Source organism: Pseudomonas zeae (assembly GCF_014268485.2).
Classification (GTDB): domain Bacteria; phylum Pseudomonadota; class Gammaproteobacteria; order Pseudomonadales; family Pseudomonadaceae; genus Aquipseudomonas; species Aquipseudomonas neuropathica.
Map to the genome: position 1 here is coordinate 4,622,338 of NZ_CP077090.1, position 19,092 is coordinate 4,641,429.

A 19,092-nucleotide genomic window follows, 5' to 3' on the forward strand; every position below is an offset into this window, starting at 1 on the left:
ATCATTGGGGTTTGTTGATTTCCCGTAAGAGGTCCGCGACAGGAATGTTCATGGTGTTTGAGTAGTAGGGTTTGTAGCCGTAGGCGGTGACGACGACTTTGCAGGGGATTTGTTGTTTGTTGGAAAGGAGTTGGTTCAGTTCTGACGCTGACAGATCTCTCTCCGTACTTCGGTCGCTGGAGGTTTCAGTGATAAATGTACTGGTCGAAAAGGAGAATTTGGAGTTGCCGTTTTCGCGTATATCAGAATCTACCAGCCCCACCGCAGAATACTGAATAGCTTTACCAACCGAAAAATCGTGGTCATCCGCTAACGCGCACCTCAATGTCCCCGAAACCATCCCTTGCCTTTCGCCTCGGCCAAACAGGTTCAAAACATCCACATCGGATTGATATTTGATGACATATAGAAGGGGACTCGACCTGTCTACAGACACATAACTCAAATTTGCCGGAGGCTGTGAATGGTCCTTTGCACATCCCGAACAGACAGCCAGAACTACACAAAGGAAAAACCTAAACATCACGAAAACTCCTTCATGATTGAATCAAACAGCAAGTCACTTGCAGATTTACCATCAGCGATTGGGGCGTTTAGCAATCCCAGTGCGTTAGCGTGATTCGTGTCGACATTTACGTTAATTGACGGTCCGCAGGAGATAATCCATTTTTCCCCGAAGTCCGCGACCCCGTCTGATGGATCTCTCTTGGAAGGTGTTGCCTTGATATTGATCCAATCAACCGAAACTGGCGTGGGACGTTCGCGATAAATGTCTGAGCCCAGCCAAACCAAAGCCCCTTCACCCACAGGATCCAGGGTGATCAGCATCTGAACCCTGTAACCCCAATCCGACATTATTTTGGACAGGTGCGCGCCATTCCAGCCGCCGAGGCTATGGCCCACGATATAGACGGGACAGCTTTTATACGGAATAAGGCTTAGCACGTGCCGTTGAATGTCCTGCTTTCCTCTGACTTCGTTGTAACCCAACCATTCCGATTTATATTTCCCTTCTCCCTTTAATGTCTCAGTGCGCCTATCAAATGCACGGCGTGCATCCTGGATGTTTTCATAAGGCCCAGAAAAATAATAACGCTCCTTATCTCCCGCACCTCCGATGAAAACCACAATCGCCTTGGTACTCTCCACCGGCACCGGCTTGTCACTGACATCTTTCTTGTCCGTCAGCGCATGTTCCTTGTGCAGCTTGTAATTGTTGCCCTTCGCGCACGTTACCGTTTCAGCCGTCATGCCTTACTCCTCCAAAAACAACTTGATGGTTTCCGGCAGATGCGAGCTGACTTGGTGAGTAAATCCGTTCGCGTCAGACACCCCATGCTCCAGACGCCCGTCAGCGCGCTGAATAACGTAAGGATGATCAGGCATTGGCTCACCGGTCACGTCATTGACCAGTTTCAACCTGTCAGTGAAATGCACCGGCATCGGCAGCAAACCACTGAAGGGAGCCGACGTCACCGTGTCACCGATGATGACCGTGCCTGAACCGCCGATGACGACGTTGCCGTGCCCACCGGTGCTGTCCAGTGTCGCGGCGTTCAAACCGTTGATGAACACCGTCGACGCAACAGCGCCGGTAATCGGGCTACCGCAGGCGGATTTGTCAGTCATCCGCGCAGCCGCCAAGCCGTCGAAATTCACATTCGGGGAGCCACTGACAATGGGATTGGTGCCATGTCCCGGCAATGGGCAGGCGGTTGGATCGGTGACGCGGGCGGCGGGTTTTCCGCTCATGAACAGCTCCTTGCAATGTAACGTGGTCATCCTTTCGGGAGCGCAAGCATGCGGGAGTTCGCCGGGTACTTCAAACCTTCAGACCAAAAAAGGCGCCCGATCGGGCGCCTTTCCTGTTCATGGAAACTGCTCGTATCAGCGCGACGGCGGCACCCGAATATCCCCCGCCCGACACTGGGTTTTCACGCCCTTGCCACAGGCGCCGAACTGCAAATCCTTGCCCATGCACACGCGCACTTCCGACAGTTCCGGGCCGCTACAAATGACGGCGATGCCATCTGCCGGGATCCCCGGGTTGGCCTTGCGGAACAGGTCAGCAATTTCCTGAGCTTCGAAGTAATAGGAGCTGCTGAACGGTTGCAGTTCCTGCGGGATTTTCACCGCCGCCACCGCTTTGTCCGCTTCATCCAGATAGCCCATCGCGCCGAGGCCGCTGCAGGTGCCGTGTTTGGCCCATTCGTGGTCGAGCAGTTTTTTGGTCGGGAACAGCGTCAGGCCCTGGCTGGTTTGCGCCGCGTTCAGCGTGGTCAGCGGTGGGCAGGACTCCGGCCAGCCACCCTTGGCGTATTGCGGCCACAAGCCGTGCAGCACGAAGCCGTAGCCCTTGCCAGTGCACTGCGAGTCATCTTTGTGCGTCAAACAAAAGGTCGGCGACCAGGACAACGCCAACAGGTAGTAATCGAATACCCCTGCCACCGATTCCGTCTGGGCTTTGCTTGACTGTGATTGCCGCGCCGAACTCAAACCGATGCTACCGGCCGTCAGCGCAATCACTGCCAAAATTGTAAACAGCTTTTTCATCTACCCGCTCCTTGGGACGCCTGCGTCCGTGGTTTTCGATCCTGACCAGACTTGGCCAGCGCTGATTTCGCCATGCTTGTGTTGCAAGCGCATGACGCAAGGCAACGCCGCACGCCGTTGTAAGGTCTACGATTAACAGGCAGACATCAAACCAAGGGATCCGAAATGAGTAAAGCAGACGAACTCGCCGCCAAACTCAAGCAAACCCGGCACACCCATGCCGATGCCGCGCTGGAGATCGATTGCTGGCCGAAGCAGGTAGACAGCCTGTTCCACCGTATCGAAGAGTGGCTGAAACCGGTGATCGAAGTCGGCCTGAAGATTCGCCGCAATCCGACCCACGTTTGCGAAACTTCACCCGATGGTGAATCCCACGATTACGCCATCGACCAATTGGTGATCGAAGCCAATGATCGAAGCCTGACATTTGATCCCATCGCACGGTTTACCGAGGATGGCGCCGGCCGGGTGCAGATCATCCCCTCAGCCAAGGACACCTATTTGCTGCGTACCGTGGATGAGCACGGTGAAAGCCATTGGTGGGTGCAGTCGATTGAAACAGGCCAGCAGCTGGATGCCATCGCACTGACCGAAAACAATCTTTTGCTGGCGGTGCAGGAAGGCCTCGGCCTCTAGCCCCGATTACTGCCGCCGCGCCGAGCAAAATTCGACGATCACCTGCGATACCGCATCGATCATCTGCGGATCAGCGTGAAGTGCGACAAACAAGCGGAACTGCGCATCCGGTAACACCGGCAAGCCCTGTTCCGCGCCGAGCGCCGTCAACCCCTGCCCCAACTGACTCACCGGCATCGGCGCCACGGCAAAGCCGGACAATGCCGCCGCGCGCAACCCGGCGGTGCTCGAACACAGCATCGCGGTACGCTGGGCAATGCCCGCCTGAGCCAAACGCGTCAGCGCCGCCTCACGATACGGACACGGCTCAGGAAACAGCGCCAGCGGCAAAGGCGTCGGTAGTTGCGTCACCGGTTGTGCAGCCCACGCCCACACCAGCGGTTCCTGCCAGAGCAATCGCCCCGACTCGCCGGTTTCGCACAGCGAGCCGATGACCATCTCCAGATCGCCCTGCTGCATCTGGCCCAGCAGTGTCCCCGGAATATTCACCTGCACATCGAGCTCCATGCCGGGATGCTGCGCCGCGCAATCCTGCAAGGCGCGCAACAACCGCGCCTCGACAAAATCTTCGGACACGCCAATCCGCATCCGCCCCTGAAAAGGCGTGCGCGTGAGCTGCGCCCAGGCATCGCGATTCAACGCCAGAATCGTCCGCGCATAGGCAATCAAACGCTCGCCGTCGGCGGTGAGTTGCTGAGAACGAGTGGTGCGCTTGAGCAGCGGCTTGCCGACTTGTTCTTCGAGACGGCGCAGATGACCGCTGACCGCCGACTGCGTCAGATGCAGTTTTTCCGCAGCACGACTGAAGCCGTCCTCATCGACAACGGTGACAAAGGTCTTGAGCAACAGGGCGTCAAACATAGTGAGATACGTGATCAATGGCCGATTTATTCACGATTTATAGTTTGAAGCGTGCTATGTTGCAATGCCTCGCATTCCCCCCGACTGCCGAGGCTTATTGTGACCACCCTTCTGCACATTGAATGCTCACCGCGCAAACAACGCTCCGCGTCACTGCAAGTGGCCCGCAGCTTTATCGATCGCTATCTGCAGCATCATCCGCAGACCCACGTCGAAATCCTCGATCTATGGGGCACGCCGCTGCCAGAGTTCGGCGAAGAGGCAATGAACGCCAAATACGCCGGCCTCAGCGGTACGCCGCTGACCCCCGCCCAGCAATCGGCGTGGGATGAACTCAAGCACCTCGCCGCGTATCTGCATCGTGCCGATCTTATTGTGCTGTCGGTGCCGCTGTGGAATTTCAGCATTCCCTACAAACTCAAGCACTTCATCGACCTGGTGTCGCAGAAAGACATCCTCTTCAGCTTCGACCCAGAGCACGGTCTGCAAGGCTTGCTGAAAAACAAAACCGCCGTGGGTGCCTATGCCTGCGGAATGGATTTCTCAGCTCAGTCGACCACACCTGCCGAGCGCTTCGATTTTCAGAAACCGTATGTGGCTGCATGGCTCGAATTTATCGGCATCAGCGATGTGCATGAGTTGAGAGTCGAGAAGACCATTCTCGGCGAAGACGTCGACCGTGAGTCGCGGCTGGCTGCCTCACAACGGGCGCGGGATCTGGTCGATCAGCTCGCCTGCTGAAGCGGCCAAGACAGTCATCCGCCGATCAGCGACCCGTTCTGATGACACTCACTAAAAGCTTTTACTACACTGGGCCACCGTCCTTCTCAGAAGCCCCGATCACAATGACAACCCTAAAAAGCACGATGATCCTCTGCGGCCTGCTGACCCTGGCCGCCGGCGCCCACGCCGAACCAAGCGCTTCGCACCTCGACAGCATCCAGCAACAAGGCCAGTTGCGCGTCTGCACCACCGGCGACTACAAGCCCTACACTTTCAAACGCCCCGACGGCGATTTCGAAGGCATCGACATCGCCATGGCCCGCTCGCTGGCCGACAGCCTCGGGGTCAAAGTGCAATGGGTGCAAACCACCTGGAAAACCCTGATGCCGGACATGCAGGCCGGCAAGTGCGACATCGGCATGGGCGGTATTTCAGTGACGCTGGAGCGGCAGAAAAAAGCCTACTTCAGCAACACCCTCGACACCGACGGCAAGATCCCGCTGGTGCGCTGCGCCGATGTCAGCAAATACCAGACGGTCGAGCAGATCAACCAGCCCAACGTGCGCCTGGTCGAACCCGCCGGCGGCACCAACGAAGCCTTCGTCCATGCCTTCCTGCCCAAAGCGCAACTGGCCCTGCACGACAACGTGACGATCTTCCAGCAACTGCTCGACAACCAGGCCGACGTAATGATCACCGACGCCTCGGAAGCGCTGTATCAGCAGAAACTCAAACCGGGGTTGTGCGCGGTGAATCCGCATCAGTACATGCAATATGGCGAAAAGGCTTACTTGCTACCGCGCGATGACATCAGCTGGAAACTGTACGTCGATCAGTGGCTGCACTTGAGCAAAGTCACCGGCAAATATCAGCAAACCCTGAGCGAGTGGATTGCCGTCCCTGCCGCGCAGTAATCCTCAATCGTCATGCAACATCCCGGAGCTGTACTGATTGAGACTGCTGCCGATACTGTTACCGCCGAACTTCAAGGTATTGGCGTTGCGCCCCTCCGGCGACTGACAGTCGCTGGAGAAACAACTGGTGGTGGTCAAACCACCCGCGCCGGAACAGGCACTCAACACCGATACTGCAGCAGCAATCAACAGCACTTTGACGACATTCAGGCGCATGGCACGATTCCCCTCGGTATGAACAGCGACGATCTTGTCTCAGCAGACTAGGCCTGCTTTGCACGCGGCAAGATGAAACTTTGCTGAGCGACAGCGGCGGTTCAGCATTGCCTGCCCGTTCAATCCTTTCCCGGTTTAGGAATCGCAATCCGGCTCCCAGTCTTGACCTCGCGCAACGCCAGACTCGACTGAATCGAGGCAATCCCCACCTGACGCCGGAGCACCTGCTCGATGAAATCGCTGTAGCTATCAAGATCCTCGGCCAACACCTGCAACACATAATCGGCATCGCCAGTAATTTTGTGACAGGCCACCACCTGCGGCAATTGCGCAATCACCGCCTCGAAGGCGTCCGGCGCGTGGTCGGCGTGGGTGGAAAAACGAATGTGCACGAACGCCATGATATCCAGCCCGAGCATTCGCCGATCAAGGTTGGCCTGATAGCCCTTGATGACCCCCGCCTCCTCCATGCGCTTGCGCCGCCGCCAGCACGGCGTAAGGCTCAGCGACAGCCGCTCGCTAAGTTCAGCGTTGGAAATGCTGGCGTCTTCCTGCAATAACTCAAGAATTGCCAGGTCGGTCTCGTCGAGGCTGATGCGTTTGGATATTTTTTTCTGCATGCCGCCATTCCTGAGTAAAAACGCCCGAATAATCGACCAAACCACGAAAACAAAGCAAAGAAAGCGCGGCCAAGCCGGAACAGAATATTTGCACAGGCCAACAATAACGGATGCGCAGAATGTTTACAGTTTTCAGTGATTCCCACCGTTTGCACCACGGCACCGAATTGAAAGACGGCGTGCTCAAACCTTCTTTCGAGCAACCGAGTCGCGCCGACACCGTGCATAACCGCGTGAAACAGGTCGGCCTCGGGCAGATCGTCGAACCGCGCGCGTTTGATCGCTCGTGCTACGTCAACGCGCACAGCGAGCGCTACGTCAGTTTTCTCGAAAGTGCCTGGAGCGAATGGCGCGCAACCGGTCGCACTCACGATGCCTTGCCGCTGGTATGGCCGGTGCGCGATCTGGCCGGCGAAGAGGTGCCGACCTTCATCGATGGCAAGCTGGGTTTCTATGCCATGGATGCCGGTTCGCCGATCACCGCGACGACTTGGCAAGCGGTAAAAACCAGCGCCGATATTGCCCTCACCGGCCTGGCCCTGATCGATGAAGGCCACGACAGTGCCTTCGCCCTGTGCCGTCCGCCCGGCCATCACGCCGCGCGCGAATACATGGGCGGTTATTGCTACCTCAACAACGCCGCCATTGCCGCGCAACAAGCCATCACCCAAGGCGCCAAACGCGTCGCAGTGCTCGACGTCGACTTCCATCACGGCAACGGCACGCAGAACATTTTTTACCAGCGCAGCGACGTCATGTTCGTCTCGTTGCACGGCGAACCGGCGGTGTCCTATCCGTACTTCTCGGGGTACAGCCACGAAGTCGGCGCGGGTGTCGGCGAGGGTTACAACCTCAACTATCCCCTGCCGAAAAACACCACCTGGGAGAGCTACCGCAACGCCCTGCTCCACGCCTGCAAAAAACTCCAGCAGTTCGCCCCTGAAGTGCTGGTGATTTCCCTCGGTGTCGACACATTCAAGGACGACCCCATCAGTCACTTTCTGCTGGAAAGCGATGACTTCATCGGCATCGGCGAACTGATCGCCAGCGTCGGCTGCCCGACCCTGTTCGTCATGGAGGGCGGCTACATGGTCGATGAGATCGGCATCAATGCCGTCAACGTGCTGCACGGTTTCGAGAGCAAACGCAGCTGAGCCAGCTCGCGCTCTACAACCTTTCAATGACTGGAACGGAGAATAAGACCATGACGCTTTTTATTGATGTCGATGATGCTGCACGCCTGTTCACCCAAGTCGGTATCCGCCGCGCCATCCGCGAAATGGCCGGCTATATCGAAGCGGATTACGCACGCTGGGCGCAGTTTGATAAATCACCGCGCACGGCCAATCACTCGGCGGACGGCGTGATCGAGCTGATGCCCACCGACGACGGCCAGCAGTACTCGTTCAAATACGTGAATGGCCACCCGAACAACGGCCAGCAAAACTTGCTGACGGTCATGGCCTTCGGGCTTCTGGCTGATGTGCAGAGTGGCTATCCCACGCTGCTCAGCGAACTGACTTTGACCACCGCCGTACGCACCGCAGCCACCTCCGCGCTGGTCGCGCAATCGCTGGCTCGTCCGGGTGCGACCTCGATGGCCCTGATCGGCAACGGTGCGCAAAGTGAATTCCAGGCGCTGGCCTTTCATGAAATGTTGGGTATCAGCGAAATCCGCATCTTCGATATCGATCGCGACGCCTCCGTCAAACTGAAGCACAACCTCGCGGCGTTCCCGGACATCGACGTGATTCTGGCCAGCTCGGTGAAGGACGCGGTCAAGGGCGCGGACATCGTCACCACGGTCACCGCCGACAAAGCCTACGCAACGATTCTGACGCCGGAGATGATCGAGCCCGGCATGCACATCAATGCGGTCGGCGGTGACTGCCCGGGTAAAACCGAACTGCACGCCGACATCCTGCGCAACGCCCGGGTCATCGTCGAGTTCGAGCCGCAAACGCGCATTGAGGGCGACATTCAGCAACTGGCAGCCGACTCCCCGGTGATCGAGTTTTTCCGCATTGTGCAGGGCGAAGTGGCCGGACGCGAAAACGATGCGCAGGTGACGGTCTTCGATTCGGTGGGTTTTGCTCTGGAAGACTTTTCCTCTCTGCGCTACCTGAATGACCTGGCTCAGGCACAGCAAATCGGCCAGCGCATCCACCTGGTGCCGACGCCGGCCAACATCAAAAACCTCTTCCAACTGCTGGATCCGCAACCGGCCAAAGCCTCGCGTCTGCGTACCGTGAGTTGATCGCTAACCGCCGCCCCCAAGCCACAGGGGGCGATTCACCTTGTGCTTAGCCGCTGCACCTCTAACAAGAACGCTCAACACCCACTTTCTGCCAAAACTCAAAAACATAAAATCAAGAGGTTTTGCAATGAAATCGACCCCTTCCGGGCTGCCTGAACAGCCCGCGCTGCAGCGCACGCTCAGCAATCGTCACATCCAGTTAATGGCCATGGGCGGTGCCATCGGTACCGGCCTGTTCATGGGTTCCGGGAAGATCATCGCCCTCTCCGGGACATCGATCATCCTCATCTACATGATCATCGGCCTGTTCGTGTTTTTCGTCATGCGCGCCATGGGCGAAATGCTCCTGTCCAACCTCAACTTCAAAACTTTTGCCGACTTCGCCGGTGCCTACCTCGGCCCACGCGCAGCGTTCTTTCTCGGCTGGTCGTACTGGCTGAGCTGGAGCGTGGCGGTGATCGGCGATGCCGTCGTGGTCGGCGGATTCTTCCAGTACTGGTTCCCCGACGTACCGGCGTGGATACCCGCCGTCGGCATGCTGGCGACCCTGTTCGCGCTAAACGTACTGACCGTCAGGCTGTTCGGTGAAGTGGAATTCTGGTTCGCGATCATCAAGATCATTGCCGTCGTGACCCTGATCGGCGTCAGCACCGTGCTGATCGCCAGCTCCTTCGTCTCGCCCAGTGGCGTCACCGCGTCCCTGAGTCACCTGGTGGACAAACAAGCGGCGTTCCCCAACGGCTTGTTCGGCTTCTTCGCCGGATTTCAAATGGCGATCTTCTCCTTCGCCGGCACCGAGCTGATCGGCACCGCCGCCGCGGAAACCCGCTCGCCAGAGAAGACCCTGCCCAAAGCGATCAACTCGATTCCGCTGCGGATCATCCTGTTCTACGTCCTCGCGCTGACCTGCATTATTGCCGTGACCTCATGGCAACAGGTCTCCCCGGTCAAGAGCCCGTTTGTCGAACTGTTCCTCGTCGCCGGGTTTCCCGCAGCGGCCGGTATAGTCAACTTCGTGGTCTTGACCTCGGCGGCCTCCTCGGCCAACAGCGGCGTGTTCTCCTCGAGCCGCATGCTGTTCGGGCTGGCCAATCAAGACAACGCCCCCGGCCTATTCCGCCGACTGTCGAGCAACAGCGTGCCGCTGCTGAGCCTGGCGTTCACCACGCTATTGATGCTGGTCGGTGTGCTGGTGCTGTTCATCGTGCCGGAAGTCATGACCGCATTCACCATCGTCTCCACCGTGTCGGCGATTCTGGTGATCTTCACCTGGTCGACCATCCTCGCGTCTTACATCGCCTACCGCAAAAAACGCCCGGATCTGCATGCGAAATCGGCTTACAAGATGCCCGGGGGTGTGCCGATGGCTTGGTTCTCGTTGGCGTTTTTGGGGTTTGTGCTGGGGTTGCTGGCGTTGCGGCCTGATACGCGGATTGCGCTGATGGTGATGCCGGGGTGGTTTGTCTGGTTGGGGATTGCTTACCAGTTGACGCGGTTGAGGAAGCCGAAATCTGCGGTTGAGTCGGCGGGTCAGTTTGGTTAGATGTGCAAGCGAAAGCCGTCACCTTAAAGTGACGGCTTTTGTTTTTAGCGCAGGTTTTAACCAGCATGATCAGGGGCGGAATCAGCTGCAACCACCGATCTCGCCCGCCCTCGGCCAACAGATAAGTCCCTCGGCCACTGGCGACGATCATTTTGAGACTAAATACCCAGCCACCCCGAGCCGCCACCATGCCATCCGGTTTGGATAATCCGCTGACCACACTCTCGCGCTGACCGTCATCCTGACGGTTGGCTTTGACTGCGCGAGTATGGACATACCAAAGATTGTTTTATTGGGGTGTGGGTCGCTCAGGCTTGATACGCTCGCTTCCATTGAGACAGGAAGTCAAACATGGACAAACCAACCTCCTCCAACACTGCCCCCGCCAAGCGAAGCTGGGCATCAGCGACTGAAAAAGAGCGCTCCGATGTCTATTGGTCGTTATCCGACGCGTTTGTCGACAATGAGGTCAACTACGAATTCATTGCGCGCCAAACCGAGGATTACGATCGGCAAGAGATCAAGCGAATCCTCTATGAAGAAGTGGCACCGGTTTGCCATACAAATCTCGAGACCGTGATTCCGATGATTTGGTCTGCGTTCAACTTGGAGCAATTGAAGGCTGACATCGCGGAAACATTGAAAGCCCGAGAGCGAAGCCGTTTCAGACGTCAGCTAGACAAACTGCTGATTCGCTGGCTTGAGTTTCGATACAAATACATATGGAAAGAGATATCCAGGCATTACCGAAAATGAGCACTGCCGTACTCGATAACCCCGGTTACCACCGAGATCCCGTTCGATCACAGTGCGCTACCAATCCCACCGTGGCGACGGTTAAGCCGCTCGCCACAGAGGGATAGGATTTAAGCTTTAACCTCAACGTTATCCAACGCCTGATTCACCGCCAACTCCCCCAACATCACCACCTGCGCAATGCCGAGTGCGGTTTTGCGGTGCGAGGGGTCGAGCGCTGCGGCAAAGTTGTTGAGCATTTCCGAGGCGGAACTCAGCGTTTCACTGGCATTGGCCAGCAGGGATTCCGAGTCGTACTTCGGATTGGCGAGGTACATGCGCTCGGGCTCGTTGACGCTGGCCATGATGTGGCTGGTCGGAAGGAGATAGTGATCGAGGGCGCGCTCGGCGGCTTCGTGGAGTTTTTTGGAGTTGAGGGATTCGTAGGGGGATGCGGGATCGGTTTCTGGTGGGTTGGGCGTTACTTTGAACATAGATGGAACCTCTAGCGCGATTACTAAAAGAAGCCATCACCCACGCTACCAAACGATGGGTGGCGGCCATACGCGGGTTGGTAGACCGGTCGCACTAGAACCCGGCGCCCACGAATGGGCCCCACGCATGACCACCATGAAATCTGAGTCCTGGGAAAGCGACTGAAATTGGTGATGCGATGCATCTAGACACGAAGCGGGCTACCAAACCCGATCACTGGTTTTCAGTGATGTGGGGACGATAGAACCTGCGGGCTAGACGCACAAGCCGGGGGATTCTGTCTTAGGTGTAGGGGGAGGCGCAAGGCGGTGTAGGGCATAAGTGGCGGCATCGAGGGTTTTTTAAACAAACATAGCGTTGTTAAAGGATTCACATAGATGAGCTAAAAAAGTGAACCTATTTTCAATAAATAAATCGATCCCCATTTTTGCGTCGCATTTTTGCACGGAATATTTGACTACAACGATGCTGAGGAAAGGATTGATGCCCCGAGCCTATAGACCCAAGCGCATTTATACTCGCGGTAGAAGACATAAGCATGAAGCCTAAATTTATGGTAGGCGACAAGATTTTTATTGCCCCTTCTTTAGCTGCACTACCAGCACTTTTATTGCCGCGAAAAAAACTCGGGACAAAGCGGCCACACTGAAACAACTGAAACACCTGAAACAGGAAGTAATTGAACTTTATCTGTATGCATTGAACCCCGACTGACCATAGCGCATCATTCGAATGACGGAAGAGTGGACTTTATGCGGGCATGCTCGCTGGGAAATTTCAGACTTGCCAAACCAACAACATCCCCATTTTGTTAAATACTCAATACGGAATCGGAACAGGCGATATACTCTCCTTAACTTTTGGTTCCTTCAGATTGAGCAGACCAACTTTCGTCATTGCATCGTTACCCTTTGATACGATAGCGAACTCATCCACGAGCGTCGCATCCTTCAGCCTTGCTCCAATGACACTGTCAGCATAAATTGCCACGATTGCATAAGTCTCATTATCTATTTCAAAGGAAGAAAACTGATTTTTGGAAGTGGCCGCCAATCTTCCCGCCCCAAATACGAGCCCGAGGACTATGAGAACCATAAACCCGTACTCATTAAAAAGATTAATTAAAACCTGACCTCTATATCTGACTTTCGTTACGACTGGTTTAGGCTCCTCTTCTTTTGCCAATTTATCTACAGCAGCAGATATCCCCATCTTTTTCGCATCTACCAAAACACCAACACCATAGATCAATGTATATATAACACCAAGAGATATACCAAGCTTGAAGAAAGGGCCACTGAAGCCAGAAGCGAAGACAAGAACCCCAGCTATAAGATAATTAGGGAGCATCACTCTAAGAAATTTTGCGAAATTTCCTTCCGCCAAAGACATGACACTTATAGAATCGAAGATTTTCAACAATACATATATATAGAGAACTCCAAAAATCATCGAAGTAAGAGTCATCCTTAGGTCCACCACGATTAATGAGAGAGGATATCCAAAATAAATTGCATAACCGTACTCATATGCTATTGCTACTACATACCCGAATACTGGCAGTACCGCGACAATCACACTTTCCTTCGTTAAAAACTCTTTAAAGTTCATACAACCCATTAATCCGGTGATAGAGAGCCCCATTCTACCCATGCCCTTGCGTCAAACAGTACACTTGAAGAGGACAAAGGGGACAGATTTATTTACTACAGTATACGCCACCTAAACATACGCGTTTTTCTGCGTTTAAAAACTATGATGAGCATATTTATCGAACCTGAGCCTGTTGCGATCCGCTATGAACGCTGTGCACTTATTTTTGAAGCAATTTTCGGAGCACCGATGATGGATTGAGCATAGCCCCAAACGTTCGGACATGAGTGGTTCACACACGCTGCCTTCTTTTCTTCGTAGCAATAAAATTTATACCAAGGGAAATGCCGTTCCCATATACATACTTTTCTAGTCGAGTGGTATGGACACCCTTCCTAAAAGACATCCATTAACTCATAACAAATAGTTCCCAACTCCAAAAATTAGTCGGTTTTTTGGCGAACGCATTTGGTTGATTTTTTATATCCACGGATGACTGAGGCTTAATGCTATCGTAAATATACGAGGCGGTTAAAGAGCCTGCAACGCCCAACAGAATGGCAAAAATACTTGATATTACCAGCGATGTTAATGGCTTAGCTTTTACGAAATCAAAGGCTCTATAATAAAGGCGCTTCCGTATTTTTCGAATCTCTTTCTGTATGATTTTTATCATTTGCGTTGAAATGCGTTCGTTCATGAGGCGCTCCACGCACTCTCCGCAAACAACCGGTTTATTGCACGACTCAACAAGATCAGACTTGATGCCATTCATGTCAAAAAGGCACCCACGTGTTTCGTCGTGTGTAAAGCTCGGAGCCGCGCCAAAACCTGGAATTTTGTTGCCCGAACGTCGATATAGCAATGTATAACTATATAAAACTCGAAAAATCGCATTCTCAAGAGGGATATTTTCCCAGGCAAGAAACTCTCTAATTTGGCTAAATGTAAAGACAATTTTATTGTCTCCAAGACGCCTGGAGTACCAATTATCTTCGATTGGAACGTTCACTAGCGCTATTAAAAAGTCGGCGTCATTATGCTCAGGGAGTTGAGTTTTTAGCAGCCTATCGGAAAAAATCCAATCTCCCCTGTCCGAATCGCACCGCAATGCAAAATTATCAATACCGCCGACTAGCTCAAACACTTCAGAACGCCAAGCCGAAACCTCGCTGAGTTTTAGATGAAGTGGCAAATGACCGATAGTTACGAGCTTTACTCTTACTTTATCCATGTATTCAATCGCTCAATAGGCGTAGTTATGGACAATGGGGACAGATTTATTTATCGTCTAAAAATGAGCAAACAAATCTATCCCTTTCCACTGTTAGCGAGGCATGTTAAATGCCAAATTATCAAACTCAGAAAGATTCAACCGGTTTTTTGGTCTGCTCAACAAGCTTGTTCTCGTCAAGTTTCGGGAAAGAAAACTTGATCATGATGACCGATTCCTCGCCCTCGCCCGTGACAATCAGATCAGCCCCCCTGACATTCGCAGGCGCGGCTGCCATCAAACCAGAAACGCTAGGGGTCCCTTTGATCGAGGCGGCGCCCTCGATAAACGAATAGGTCAGATTATTGGCGTTTAGAGCGACACTTTCGTAGTTGGTGAGTTTAGCGGTGTACTCATCCTTGTTTTTAGCTTTAGCCGCCAGATCGACGAGATCCAGCATGGACTTGCCGTCAGCCAGTGCGACCAGACCGAACGACTTGGCCAGCGCACCGATGGCACGCCCAAACAGTTCACGCTCATAGGGCGCGAAAAGGGAAACCATAATCAGCTTGTCACCGCTGAACACCAAGCCAGCGGTGAATTTCTGATCAATGAAATCCACGTCATCAATACACCGGGCGGGCGCGCCCACCTCTTCCGAGCAATCATAGTAACCGCCAGCCTCGGTGTATTTCGTGATTGGCGTGTCGTAGCCGTAGCTCTTGAACAGGTTGTCAGCTGCAACGGCACTCTGCATAGCGCCAACGAGGCCGGCCAGGCAAAGCACTAACGCATGGATTTTTTTCGACATGGATTCCGTTCCTACAAGGATGTGAATATTGATAGCCACATGCTATCAATCCTGCATTGGATTTGTCTCGCTCAATCCAATGCAGGTTGAGCAAGCTCAGCAGGTCCAGAAGTAGGACGCTGTAAACCCACTCTGCCATTCCTGCCCCCAAGCCCCCTCCTCCCATTCCTGATAAACTCCCCACCTCCCAGCCACACCGATTCCGTACCCCTAATGTCCCCTATTCCCGCCACACCCGCCCCACTCTCTCGCCGCTTCTCCGTCGCCCCCATGATGGATTGGACTGACCGCCATTGCCGTTTCTTCCTACGCCTCCTGTCGAAGAACGCCCTCCTCTACACCGAAATGGTCACCACCGGCGCGCTCCTCAACGGCGATCACGAACGCTTCCTCCGTCACAACGAAGCCGAGCACCCTCTCGCGCTGCAGTTGGGCGGTAGCGTTCCGTTGGATCTGGCCGCCTGCGCCCGCATGGCCCAAGAGCACGGCTACGACGAGGTAAATCTAAACGTCGGCTGCCCAAGCGATCGTGTGCAGAACAACATGATCGGTGCGTGCCTGATGGGTCACCCGCAACTGGTAGCGGATTGCGTGAAGGCAATGCAAGACGCGGTGTCGATTCCAGTAACGGTAAAACACCGCATCGGCATCAACGGTCGGGACAGTTACGCGGAGCTGTGTGATTTCGTCGGCACAGTCCGCGATGCCGGCTGCACCAGTTTCACCGTGCATGCCCGGATTGCGATTCTGGAGGGGTTGTCCCCGAAGGAGAATCGTGACATTCCGCCGTTGCGCTATGACGTGGCGGCGCAGCTGAAGGCGGATTTTCCGGCGTTGGAGATTGTGCTGAACGGCGGGATCAAGACGATGGAGGCTTGCCAGGAGCATTTGCAGACGTTCGACGGTGTGATGTTGGGGCGTGAGGCTTATCACAATCCGTATTTGCTGGCGGAGGTGGATCAGCAGTTGTTCGGCAGTTCGGCGCCGGTGATCAGTCGGGCTGAGGCGTTGGCGCAGTTGCGTCCTTATATAGCCGAGCATTTGCTCGCCGGTGGGGCGATGCATCACATCACGCGGCATGTGCTGGGCTTGGGCACGGGGTTCCCGGGGGCGCGGAAATTCCGTCAGTTGTTGTCGGTGGATATTCACAAGGCCAAGGATCCGCTGGCGTTGCTGGATCAGGCGGCTGAGTTGCTTGAAGGTCGTTGATTGATGGTTTGAGTGTGCGGGCGACGCATGAGCGTTGCCCGGTGTTTTGTTGTACTGACAGGATGTCTTTTGTTTATGCCCGCGTTTAGTTTTTCCAGTTTCAAGCGTTACGCCTTTCTTGCCTTGTCCTGCTTCACTTCCGACGTTTATGCGCACTGCGATGGCTTTTGCATGGGCCGTACCGATACGCCGTGGGAGGTGACGCAGATTTCCGGGCTCACCTTGGTGTCTTTATTTCTCGCACCTTTTTCGGCTAGCCAGGAAACGACCGACAGTCACAAGCGTGTTTACTCCGCCGAGGAGCAGGAAGACGCGCGACTCTATCTGGCCAGCGACGGCATGCTGCAGGCCGCGTATTTCACGTCGGCCTTGCAGCGCTATCGCCAGGAGTCATCGGATTCGGCGTTAAACGATCTCGCCGTGGCGGCGTTGATCAGCGCTCAATGATCAGGCCGCCGCTGCGGCGGTCCAGTTGACCCAGCCAAACAGCCACGTTGCCAGAATCAACAAACCAAACGCGATCCGGTACCAGGCGAACGCGGCGTAGCTGTGGTTGGCAATAAACTTGAGCAAGCCGCGCACGGCGATCATCGCGAAGATGAATGCAGTGACGAAGCCGAGGGCGAAGACTGGCAGGTCGTTGGGCTGGAACAGGTCGCGGTATTTGTAGCCGGAGTACACGGCGGCGCCGACCATGGTGGGCATAGCGAGGAAGAACGAGAATTCGGTGGCGGCTTTGCGCGACAGGCCGAAGAGCAGGCCGCCGATGATGGTCGATCCGGAGCGCGAGGTGCCTGGAATCATCGCCAGGCATTGTACGAAACCGACTTTCAGTGCGTGGGACCAGCGCATGTCGTCGACGTGTTCGACGCTGATCACATGGCTGCGCTGTTCGGCCCACAACATGATGATGCCGCCGACGACCAGTGCCACGGCGACGGTGATCGGGTTAAACAGGTATTCGTGGATCGCGTCGGCGAACAATACGCCCAAGACCACGGCGGGCAGAAAGGCGATCAACAAGTTGAGGGTGAATCGCTGGGCATTACGTTCGGTGGGCAGGCCTTTGATGATGTCGAAGATCTTCGGTCGAAACTCCCAGACGACGGCAAGAATGGCACCCAGTTGAATAATGATGTTGAAGGCCATGGCGCGTTCGCCGCCGAATTCCAGCAAGTCGGCGACGATGATCTGGTGGCCGGTACTCGAGATCGGCAAGAACTCGGTCAGGCCTTCTACCGCACCTAATATCAACACCTGGAAAAGGGTCCAGAAATCCATTAATCCTCCGTCAGAGCGCTCTTGATGAGCGACCGGGTAATAACACTCAGGGGTTGAGTATCTGCAGTGAGACCATTGACATACATAAACGCAAAAGTTCATCAGCCACAAAGATTACGTCTTATTAAAAGACACACTCAAGCCATGTTAGTAATCGTCGGCCGACGAACTACGCAGAAAATATTTAGGCCTTTTTGCAGAAAAAAGTTGCTCTGACAAAAAAGTGTGATCAATATCACATTATTCAAGGATGGCCAGACAGTGGCAATTGGACATGGATAAGGCTATCGCAATAAGCTCAAAATAGTGGCACCATTGCATATCGCCACCATCTAAGCAGTAGTTCACCCCTCCAAGAAAATCAACTAAAAGCTTGAAAAGCTTAATTATTGTTAGAAAACTCGCGAGCCACGTCTAAAAATCGCGTGAATGTTACCAATTGTCAGTCACAGATGAGAACCGGTGCTTTAACATCCCGATGTCAGCACTTAATTCGAGTCAATGCATGATGCTCTCAGCGAACTTAGCGACTAGAAGCCCGCGCCCGACAAACGACGAACCTGGTGTTCTTACTCTGGGTCGTACCCGTGGCGTGGCTGAACATTTCAAAGCGCTAGTCGCCCAGCATATACGTACCGATATGGCGCTCGAAGCCAGCGCGTACACTAGTTCATATCAGTTGAATGAACAGTCTGGTTCGTATCGAGCGATCTTCCTGATTATCGACAGCCCTCAGGCCCTCGAAGACAATCTTGCCCTGGTCGAGAACCTGCGCAGCGACAACTTGAAACCGATCATTTGCGCGGTCATCACCGGTCGCGGCGCTTTCAACAAGATCAAATATTATCTGGCTGGCGCGGATGTTTGTATCAAGCTCAATACCCTTTCCGACGATGGCGCCGAGTTGCTGGGCGAGTTCTTCAACAGCGAAGAATGGCAACGCGATATCGATCTGACGCTTGATCCGACGCGTATCTGCCTGATGGGCACCAGCAAGAAACTCGATATTTCGTTTGCCGAAATGAAGATCCTCGAAGCCTTCGCGCAAACCAGTAATCACATTCTGAGCCATGATGAAATCGCCAGCATCATGGGCCTCAACACCAATTTCTACGACCCTCGAGCGCTGGAGAAGTCAATCAGTCGCTTGCGTGGAAAAATCAAGGACATGTATGGTACAAACGCGATTCAGAGCATTCGCGGCTATGGCTATCGCCTGCTGCGGGGTCTGATATCGACTGCCTGACTCTCGGGCAGCCATCCCATTTGCATACGTACGAAGGATCGTCTAATGCAACCATATAGCTTCCGTTCTGCTTCACGCCTGTTTGAAATCAAGCAATTGAATGAGCGCGACAACACGCCCCATAACAATAAAACTCCATAACATAGCAGCAGATCGAGTGGAATTTATCGAGGGCCAATCTTGGGC

At 54.4% G+C, this 19,092-nt stretch carries 22 protein-coding genes; 10 read left to right on the forward strand and 12 right to left on the reverse strand.

The features are described 5' to 3' along the window. Nucleotide 1: 1 nt before the first annotated feature. From HU754_RS20265 to HU754_RS20280, 4 genes are all read right to left on the reverse strand, one after another. Nucleotides 2-523: a hypothetical protein gene (locus HU754_RS20265; RefSeq protein WP_186624067.1), complete on the reverse strand. Its 522-nt coding sequence runs from the start codon at nucleotides 521-523 to the stop codon at nucleotides 2-4. Beyond that, entirely contained in the window at nucleotides 523-1,251 is a 729-nt protein-coding gene (locus HU754_RS20270; RefSeq protein ID WP_186624064.1) for an alpha/beta fold hydrolase, read from the reverse strand. The genes HU754_RS20265 and HU754_RS20270 overlap by 1 nt, the downstream gene beginning before the upstream one ends. Before the next feature lie 3 nt (nucleotides 1,252-1,254). Then, complete coding sequence (locus HU754_RS20275; protein ID WP_150811783.1) at nucleotides 1,255-1,752, reverse strand: PAAR domain-containing protein; 498 nt, start codon at nucleotides 1,750-1,752, stop codon at nucleotides 1,255-1,257. 135 nt (nucleotides 1,753-1,887) lie between these two features. Beyond that, on the reverse strand, nucleotides 1,888-2,553 hold the full coding sequence (locus HU754_RS20280; protein WP_186624062.1) for a ribonuclease T2: 666 nt from the start codon (nucleotides 2,551-2,553) through the stop codon (nucleotides 1,888-1,890). A 165-nt stretch (nucleotides 2,554-2,718) separates the two neighbouring features. Here HU754_RS20280 and HU754_RS20285 point away from each other — a divergent pair, with 165 nt between their 5' ends. Next, nucleotides 2,719-3,189, forward strand: coding sequence for a hypothetical protein (locus tag HU754_RS20285; protein WP_186624060.1), 471 nt, complete (start codon nucleotides 2,719-2,721; stop codon nucleotides 3,187-3,189). A gap of 6 nt (nucleotides 3,190-3,195) precedes the next feature. Here HU754_RS20285 and HU754_RS20290 read toward each other — a convergent pair whose 3' ends face one another. Further along, entirely contained in the window at nucleotides 3,196-4,050 is an 855-nt protein-coding gene (locus HU754_RS20290) for a LysR family transcriptional regulator (RefSeq protein WP_186624057.1), read from the reverse strand. A gap of 99 nt (nucleotides 4,051-4,149) precedes the next feature. Between HU754_RS20290 and HU754_RS20295 the strand changes: the two genes are divergently transcribed. Together HU754_RS20295 and HU754_RS20300 are read left to right on the forward strand one after the other, a co-directional pair. Continuing rightward, nucleotides 4,150-4,791 carry an FMN-dependent NADH-azoreductase gene (locus HU754_RS20295; RefSeq protein WP_186624055.1) on the forward strand — a complete coding sequence of 214 codons (642 nt, stop codon included), beginning with the start codon at nucleotides 4,150-4,152 and terminating at the stop codon, nucleotides 4,789-4,791. Between the two features lie 104 nt (nucleotides 4,792-4,895). Continuing rightward, the gene (locus tag HU754_RS20300; protein ID WP_186624054.1) at nucleotides 4,896-5,687 is read left to right on the forward strand and encodes a transporter substrate-binding domain-containing protein; all 792 of its coding nucleotides are present in this window, start codon (nucleotides 4,896-4,898) and stop codon (nucleotides 5,685-5,687) included. A 3-nt stretch (nucleotides 5,688-5,690) separates the two neighbouring features. Here the strand turns inward: HU754_RS20300 and HU754_RS20305 are convergent, their stop codons facing one another. Together HU754_RS20305 and HU754_RS20310 are read right to left on the reverse strand one after the other, a co-directional pair. After that, entirely contained in the window at nucleotides 5,691-5,903 is a 213-nt protein-coding gene (locus HU754_RS20305) for a hypothetical protein (RefSeq protein WP_016984584.1), read from the reverse strand. A gap of 119 nt (nucleotides 5,904-6,022) precedes the next feature. Then, nucleotides 6,023-6,523 carry an Lrp/AsnC family transcriptional regulator gene (locus HU754_RS20310; RefSeq protein WP_093433799.1) on the reverse strand — a complete coding sequence of 167 codons (501 nt, stop codon included), beginning with the start codon at nucleotides 6,521-6,523 and terminating at the stop codon, nucleotides 6,023-6,025. Nucleotides 6,524-6,642: 119 nt separating this feature from the next. On the opposite strand from HU754_RS20310, the gene HU754_RS20315 reads away from it, so the two are divergent. The 4 genes from HU754_RS20315 to HU754_RS20330 all read left to right on the forward strand — a co-directional run bounded on the left by HU754_RS20315 (nucleotide 6,643) and on the right by HU754_RS20330 (nucleotide 11,079). Beyond that, complete coding sequence (locus HU754_RS20315) at nucleotides 6,643-7,677, forward strand: histone deacetylase family protein (protein ID WP_186624053.1); 1,035 nt, start codon at nucleotides 6,643-6,645, stop codon at nucleotides 7,675-7,677. Nucleotides 7,678-7,727: 50 nt separating this feature from the next. Further along, nucleotides 7,728-8,780, forward strand: a complete 1,053-nt coding sequence (gene ocd / locus HU754_RS20320) for an ornithine cyclodeaminase (RefSeq protein WP_186624052.1) — start codon at nucleotides 7,728-7,730, stop codon at nucleotides 8,778-8,780. A 127-nt stretch (nucleotides 8,781-8,907) separates the two neighbouring features. Then, complete coding sequence (locus HU754_RS20325) at nucleotides 8,908-10,323, forward strand: amino acid permease (RefSeq protein ID WP_186624051.1); 1,416 nt, start codon at nucleotides 8,908-8,910, stop codon at nucleotides 10,321-10,323. A 351-nt stretch (nucleotides 10,324-10,674) separates the two neighbouring features. Then, on the forward strand, nucleotides 10,675-11,079 hold the full coding sequence (locus HU754_RS20330; protein WP_186624050.1) for a DUF7079 family protein: 405 nt from the start codon (nucleotides 10,675-10,677) through the stop codon (nucleotides 11,077-11,079). Between the two features lie 110 nt (nucleotides 11,080-11,189). Here the strand turns inward: HU754_RS20330 and HU754_RS20335 are convergent, their stop codons facing one another. The 4 genes from HU754_RS20335 to HU754_RS20350 form a co-directional block, all read right to left on the reverse strand. Next, entirely contained in the window at nucleotides 11,190-11,552 is a 363-nt protein-coding gene (locus HU754_RS20335; protein WP_186624049.1) for a DUF6124 family protein, read from the reverse strand. Nucleotides 11,553-12,372: 820 nt separating this feature from the next. Beyond that, the gene (locus HU754_RS20340) at nucleotides 12,373-13,164 is read right to left on the reverse strand and encodes a hypothetical protein (protein ID WP_217827568.1); all 792 of its coding nucleotides are present in this window, start codon (nucleotides 13,162-13,164) and stop codon (nucleotides 12,373-12,375) included. A gap of 391 nt (nucleotides 13,165-13,555) precedes the next feature. Further along, nucleotides 13,556-14,380 carry a hypothetical protein gene (locus tag HU754_RS20345; RefSeq protein ID WP_186624047.1) on the reverse strand — a complete coding sequence of 275 codons (825 nt, stop codon included), beginning with the start codon at nucleotides 14,378-14,380 and terminating at the stop codon, nucleotides 13,556-13,558. 127 nt (nucleotides 14,381-14,507) lie between these two features. Next, nucleotides 14,508-15,209 carry a hypothetical protein gene (locus HU754_RS20350; RefSeq protein WP_225919929.1) on the reverse strand — a complete coding sequence of 234 codons (702 nt, stop codon included), beginning with the start codon at nucleotides 15,207-15,209 and terminating at the stop codon, nucleotides 14,508-14,510. A gap of 174 nt (nucleotides 15,210-15,383) precedes the next feature. Between HU754_RS20350 and dusA the strand changes: the two genes are divergently transcribed. Continuing rightward, nucleotides 15,384-16,379 (forward strand): tRNA dihydrouridine(20/20a) synthase DusA, encoded by a 996-nt coding sequence (gene dusA, locus HU754_RS20355; RefSeq protein WP_186624442.1) that lies wholly within the window; start codon nucleotides 15,384-15,386, stop codon nucleotides 16,377-16,379. Between the two features lie 75 nt (nucleotides 16,380-16,454). Beyond that, the gene (locus HU754_RS20360; RefSeq protein ID WP_186624443.1) at nucleotides 16,455-16,826 is read left to right on the forward strand and encodes a DUF2388 domain-containing protein; all 372 of its coding nucleotides are present in this window, start codon (nucleotides 16,455-16,457) and stop codon (nucleotides 16,824-16,826) included. Here HU754_RS20360 and HU754_RS20365 read toward each other — a convergent pair whose 3' ends face one another. Then, a complete protein-coding gene (locus HU754_RS20365) occupies nucleotides 16,827-17,660 on the reverse strand; it encodes an undecaprenyl-diphosphate phosphatase (RefSeq protein WP_099756770.1) in 834 nt (277 codons plus the stop codon). 505 nt (nucleotides 17,661-18,165) lie between these two features. On the opposite strand from HU754_RS20365, the gene HU754_RS20370 reads away from it, so the two are divergent. Next, nucleotides 18,166-18,906, forward strand: coding sequence for a winged helix-turn-helix domain-containing protein (locus HU754_RS20370; protein WP_186624444.1), 741 nt, complete (start codon nucleotides 18,166-18,168; stop codon nucleotides 18,904-18,906). Nucleotides 18,907-19,092: the final 186 nt, after the last annotated feature.

Excerpts from the sequence above, each read along its gene's own strand:
- dusA (WP_186624442.1), top strand. The coding sequence starts at position 15,384 with ATGTCCCCTATTCCCGCCACACCCGCCCCACTCTCTCGCCGCTTCTCC.
- HU754_RS20345 (WP_186624047.1), bottom strand. The coding sequence starts at position 14,380 with ATGGATAAAGTAAGAGTAAAGCTCGTAACTATCGGTCATTTGCCACTT.
- HU754_RS20315 (WP_186624053.1), top strand. The coding sequence starts at position 6,643 with ATGTTTACAGTTTTCAGTGATTCCCACCGTTTGCACCACGGCACCGAA.
- HU754_RS20310 (WP_093433799.1), bottom strand. The coding sequence starts at position 6,523 with ATGCAGAAAAAAATATCCAAACGCATCAGCCTCGACGAGACCGACCTG.
- HU754_RS20340 (WP_217827568.1), bottom strand. The coding sequence starts at position 13,164 with ATGAACTTTAAAGAGTTTTTAACGAAGGAAAGTGTGATTGTCGCGGTA.
- HU754_RS20275 (WP_150811783.1), bottom strand. The coding sequence starts at position 1,752 with ATGAGCGGAAAACCCGCCGCCCGCGTCACCGATCCAACCGCCTGCCCA.
- HU754_RS20365 (WP_099756770.1), bottom strand. The coding sequence starts at position 17,660 with ATGGATTTCTGGACCCTTTTCCAGGTGTTGATATTAGGTGCGGTAGAA.
- HU754_RS20300 (WP_186624054.1), top strand. The coding sequence starts at position 4,896 with ATGACAACCCTAAAAAGCACGATGATCCTCTGCGGCCTGCTGACCCTG.
- HU754_RS20290 (WP_186624057.1), bottom strand. The coding sequence starts at position 4,050 with ATGTTTGACGCCCTGTTGCTCAAGACCTTTGTCACCGTTGTCGATGAG.
- HU754_RS20370 (WP_186624444.1), top strand. The coding sequence starts at position 18,166 with ATGATGCTCTCAGCGAACTTAGCGACTAGAAGCCCGCGCCCGACAAAC.
- HU754_RS20325 (WP_186624051.1), top strand. The coding sequence starts at position 8,908 with ATGAAATCGACCCCTTCCGGGCTGCCTGAACAGCCCGCGCTGCAGCGC.
- HU754_RS20335 (WP_186624049.1), bottom strand. The coding sequence starts at position 11,552 with ATGTTCAAAGTAACGCCCAACCCACCAGAAACCGATCCCGCATCCCCC.
- ocd (WP_186624052.1), top strand. The coding sequence starts at position 7,728 with ATGACGCTTTTTATTGATGTCGATGATGCTGCACGCCTGTTCACCCAA.
- HU754_RS20280 (WP_186624062.1), bottom strand. The coding sequence starts at position 2,553 with ATGAAAAAGCTGTTTACAATTTTGGCAGTGATTGCGCTGACGGCCGGT.
- HU754_RS20330 (WP_186624050.1), top strand. The coding sequence starts at position 10,675 with ATGGACAAACCAACCTCCTCCAACACTGCCCCCGCCAAGCGAAGCTGG.
- HU754_RS20270 (WP_186624064.1), bottom strand. The coding sequence starts at position 1,251 with ATGACGGCTGAAACGGTAACGTGCGCGAAGGGCAACAATTACAAGCTG.
- HU754_RS20285 (WP_186624060.1), top strand. The coding sequence starts at position 2,719 with ATGAGTAAAGCAGACGAACTCGCCGCCAAACTCAAGCAAACCCGGCAC.
- HU754_RS20305 (WP_016984584.1), bottom strand. The coding sequence starts at position 5,903 with ATGCGCCTGAATGTCGTCAAAGTGCTGTTGATTGCTGCTGCAGTATCG.
- HU754_RS20265 (WP_186624067.1), bottom strand. The coding sequence starts at position 523 with ATGTTTAGGTTTTTCCTTTGTGTAGTTCTGGCTGTCTGTTCGGGATGT.
- HU754_RS20360 (WP_186624443.1), top strand. The coding sequence starts at position 16,455 with ATGCCCGCGTTTAGTTTTTCCAGTTTCAAGCGTTACGCCTTTCTTGCC.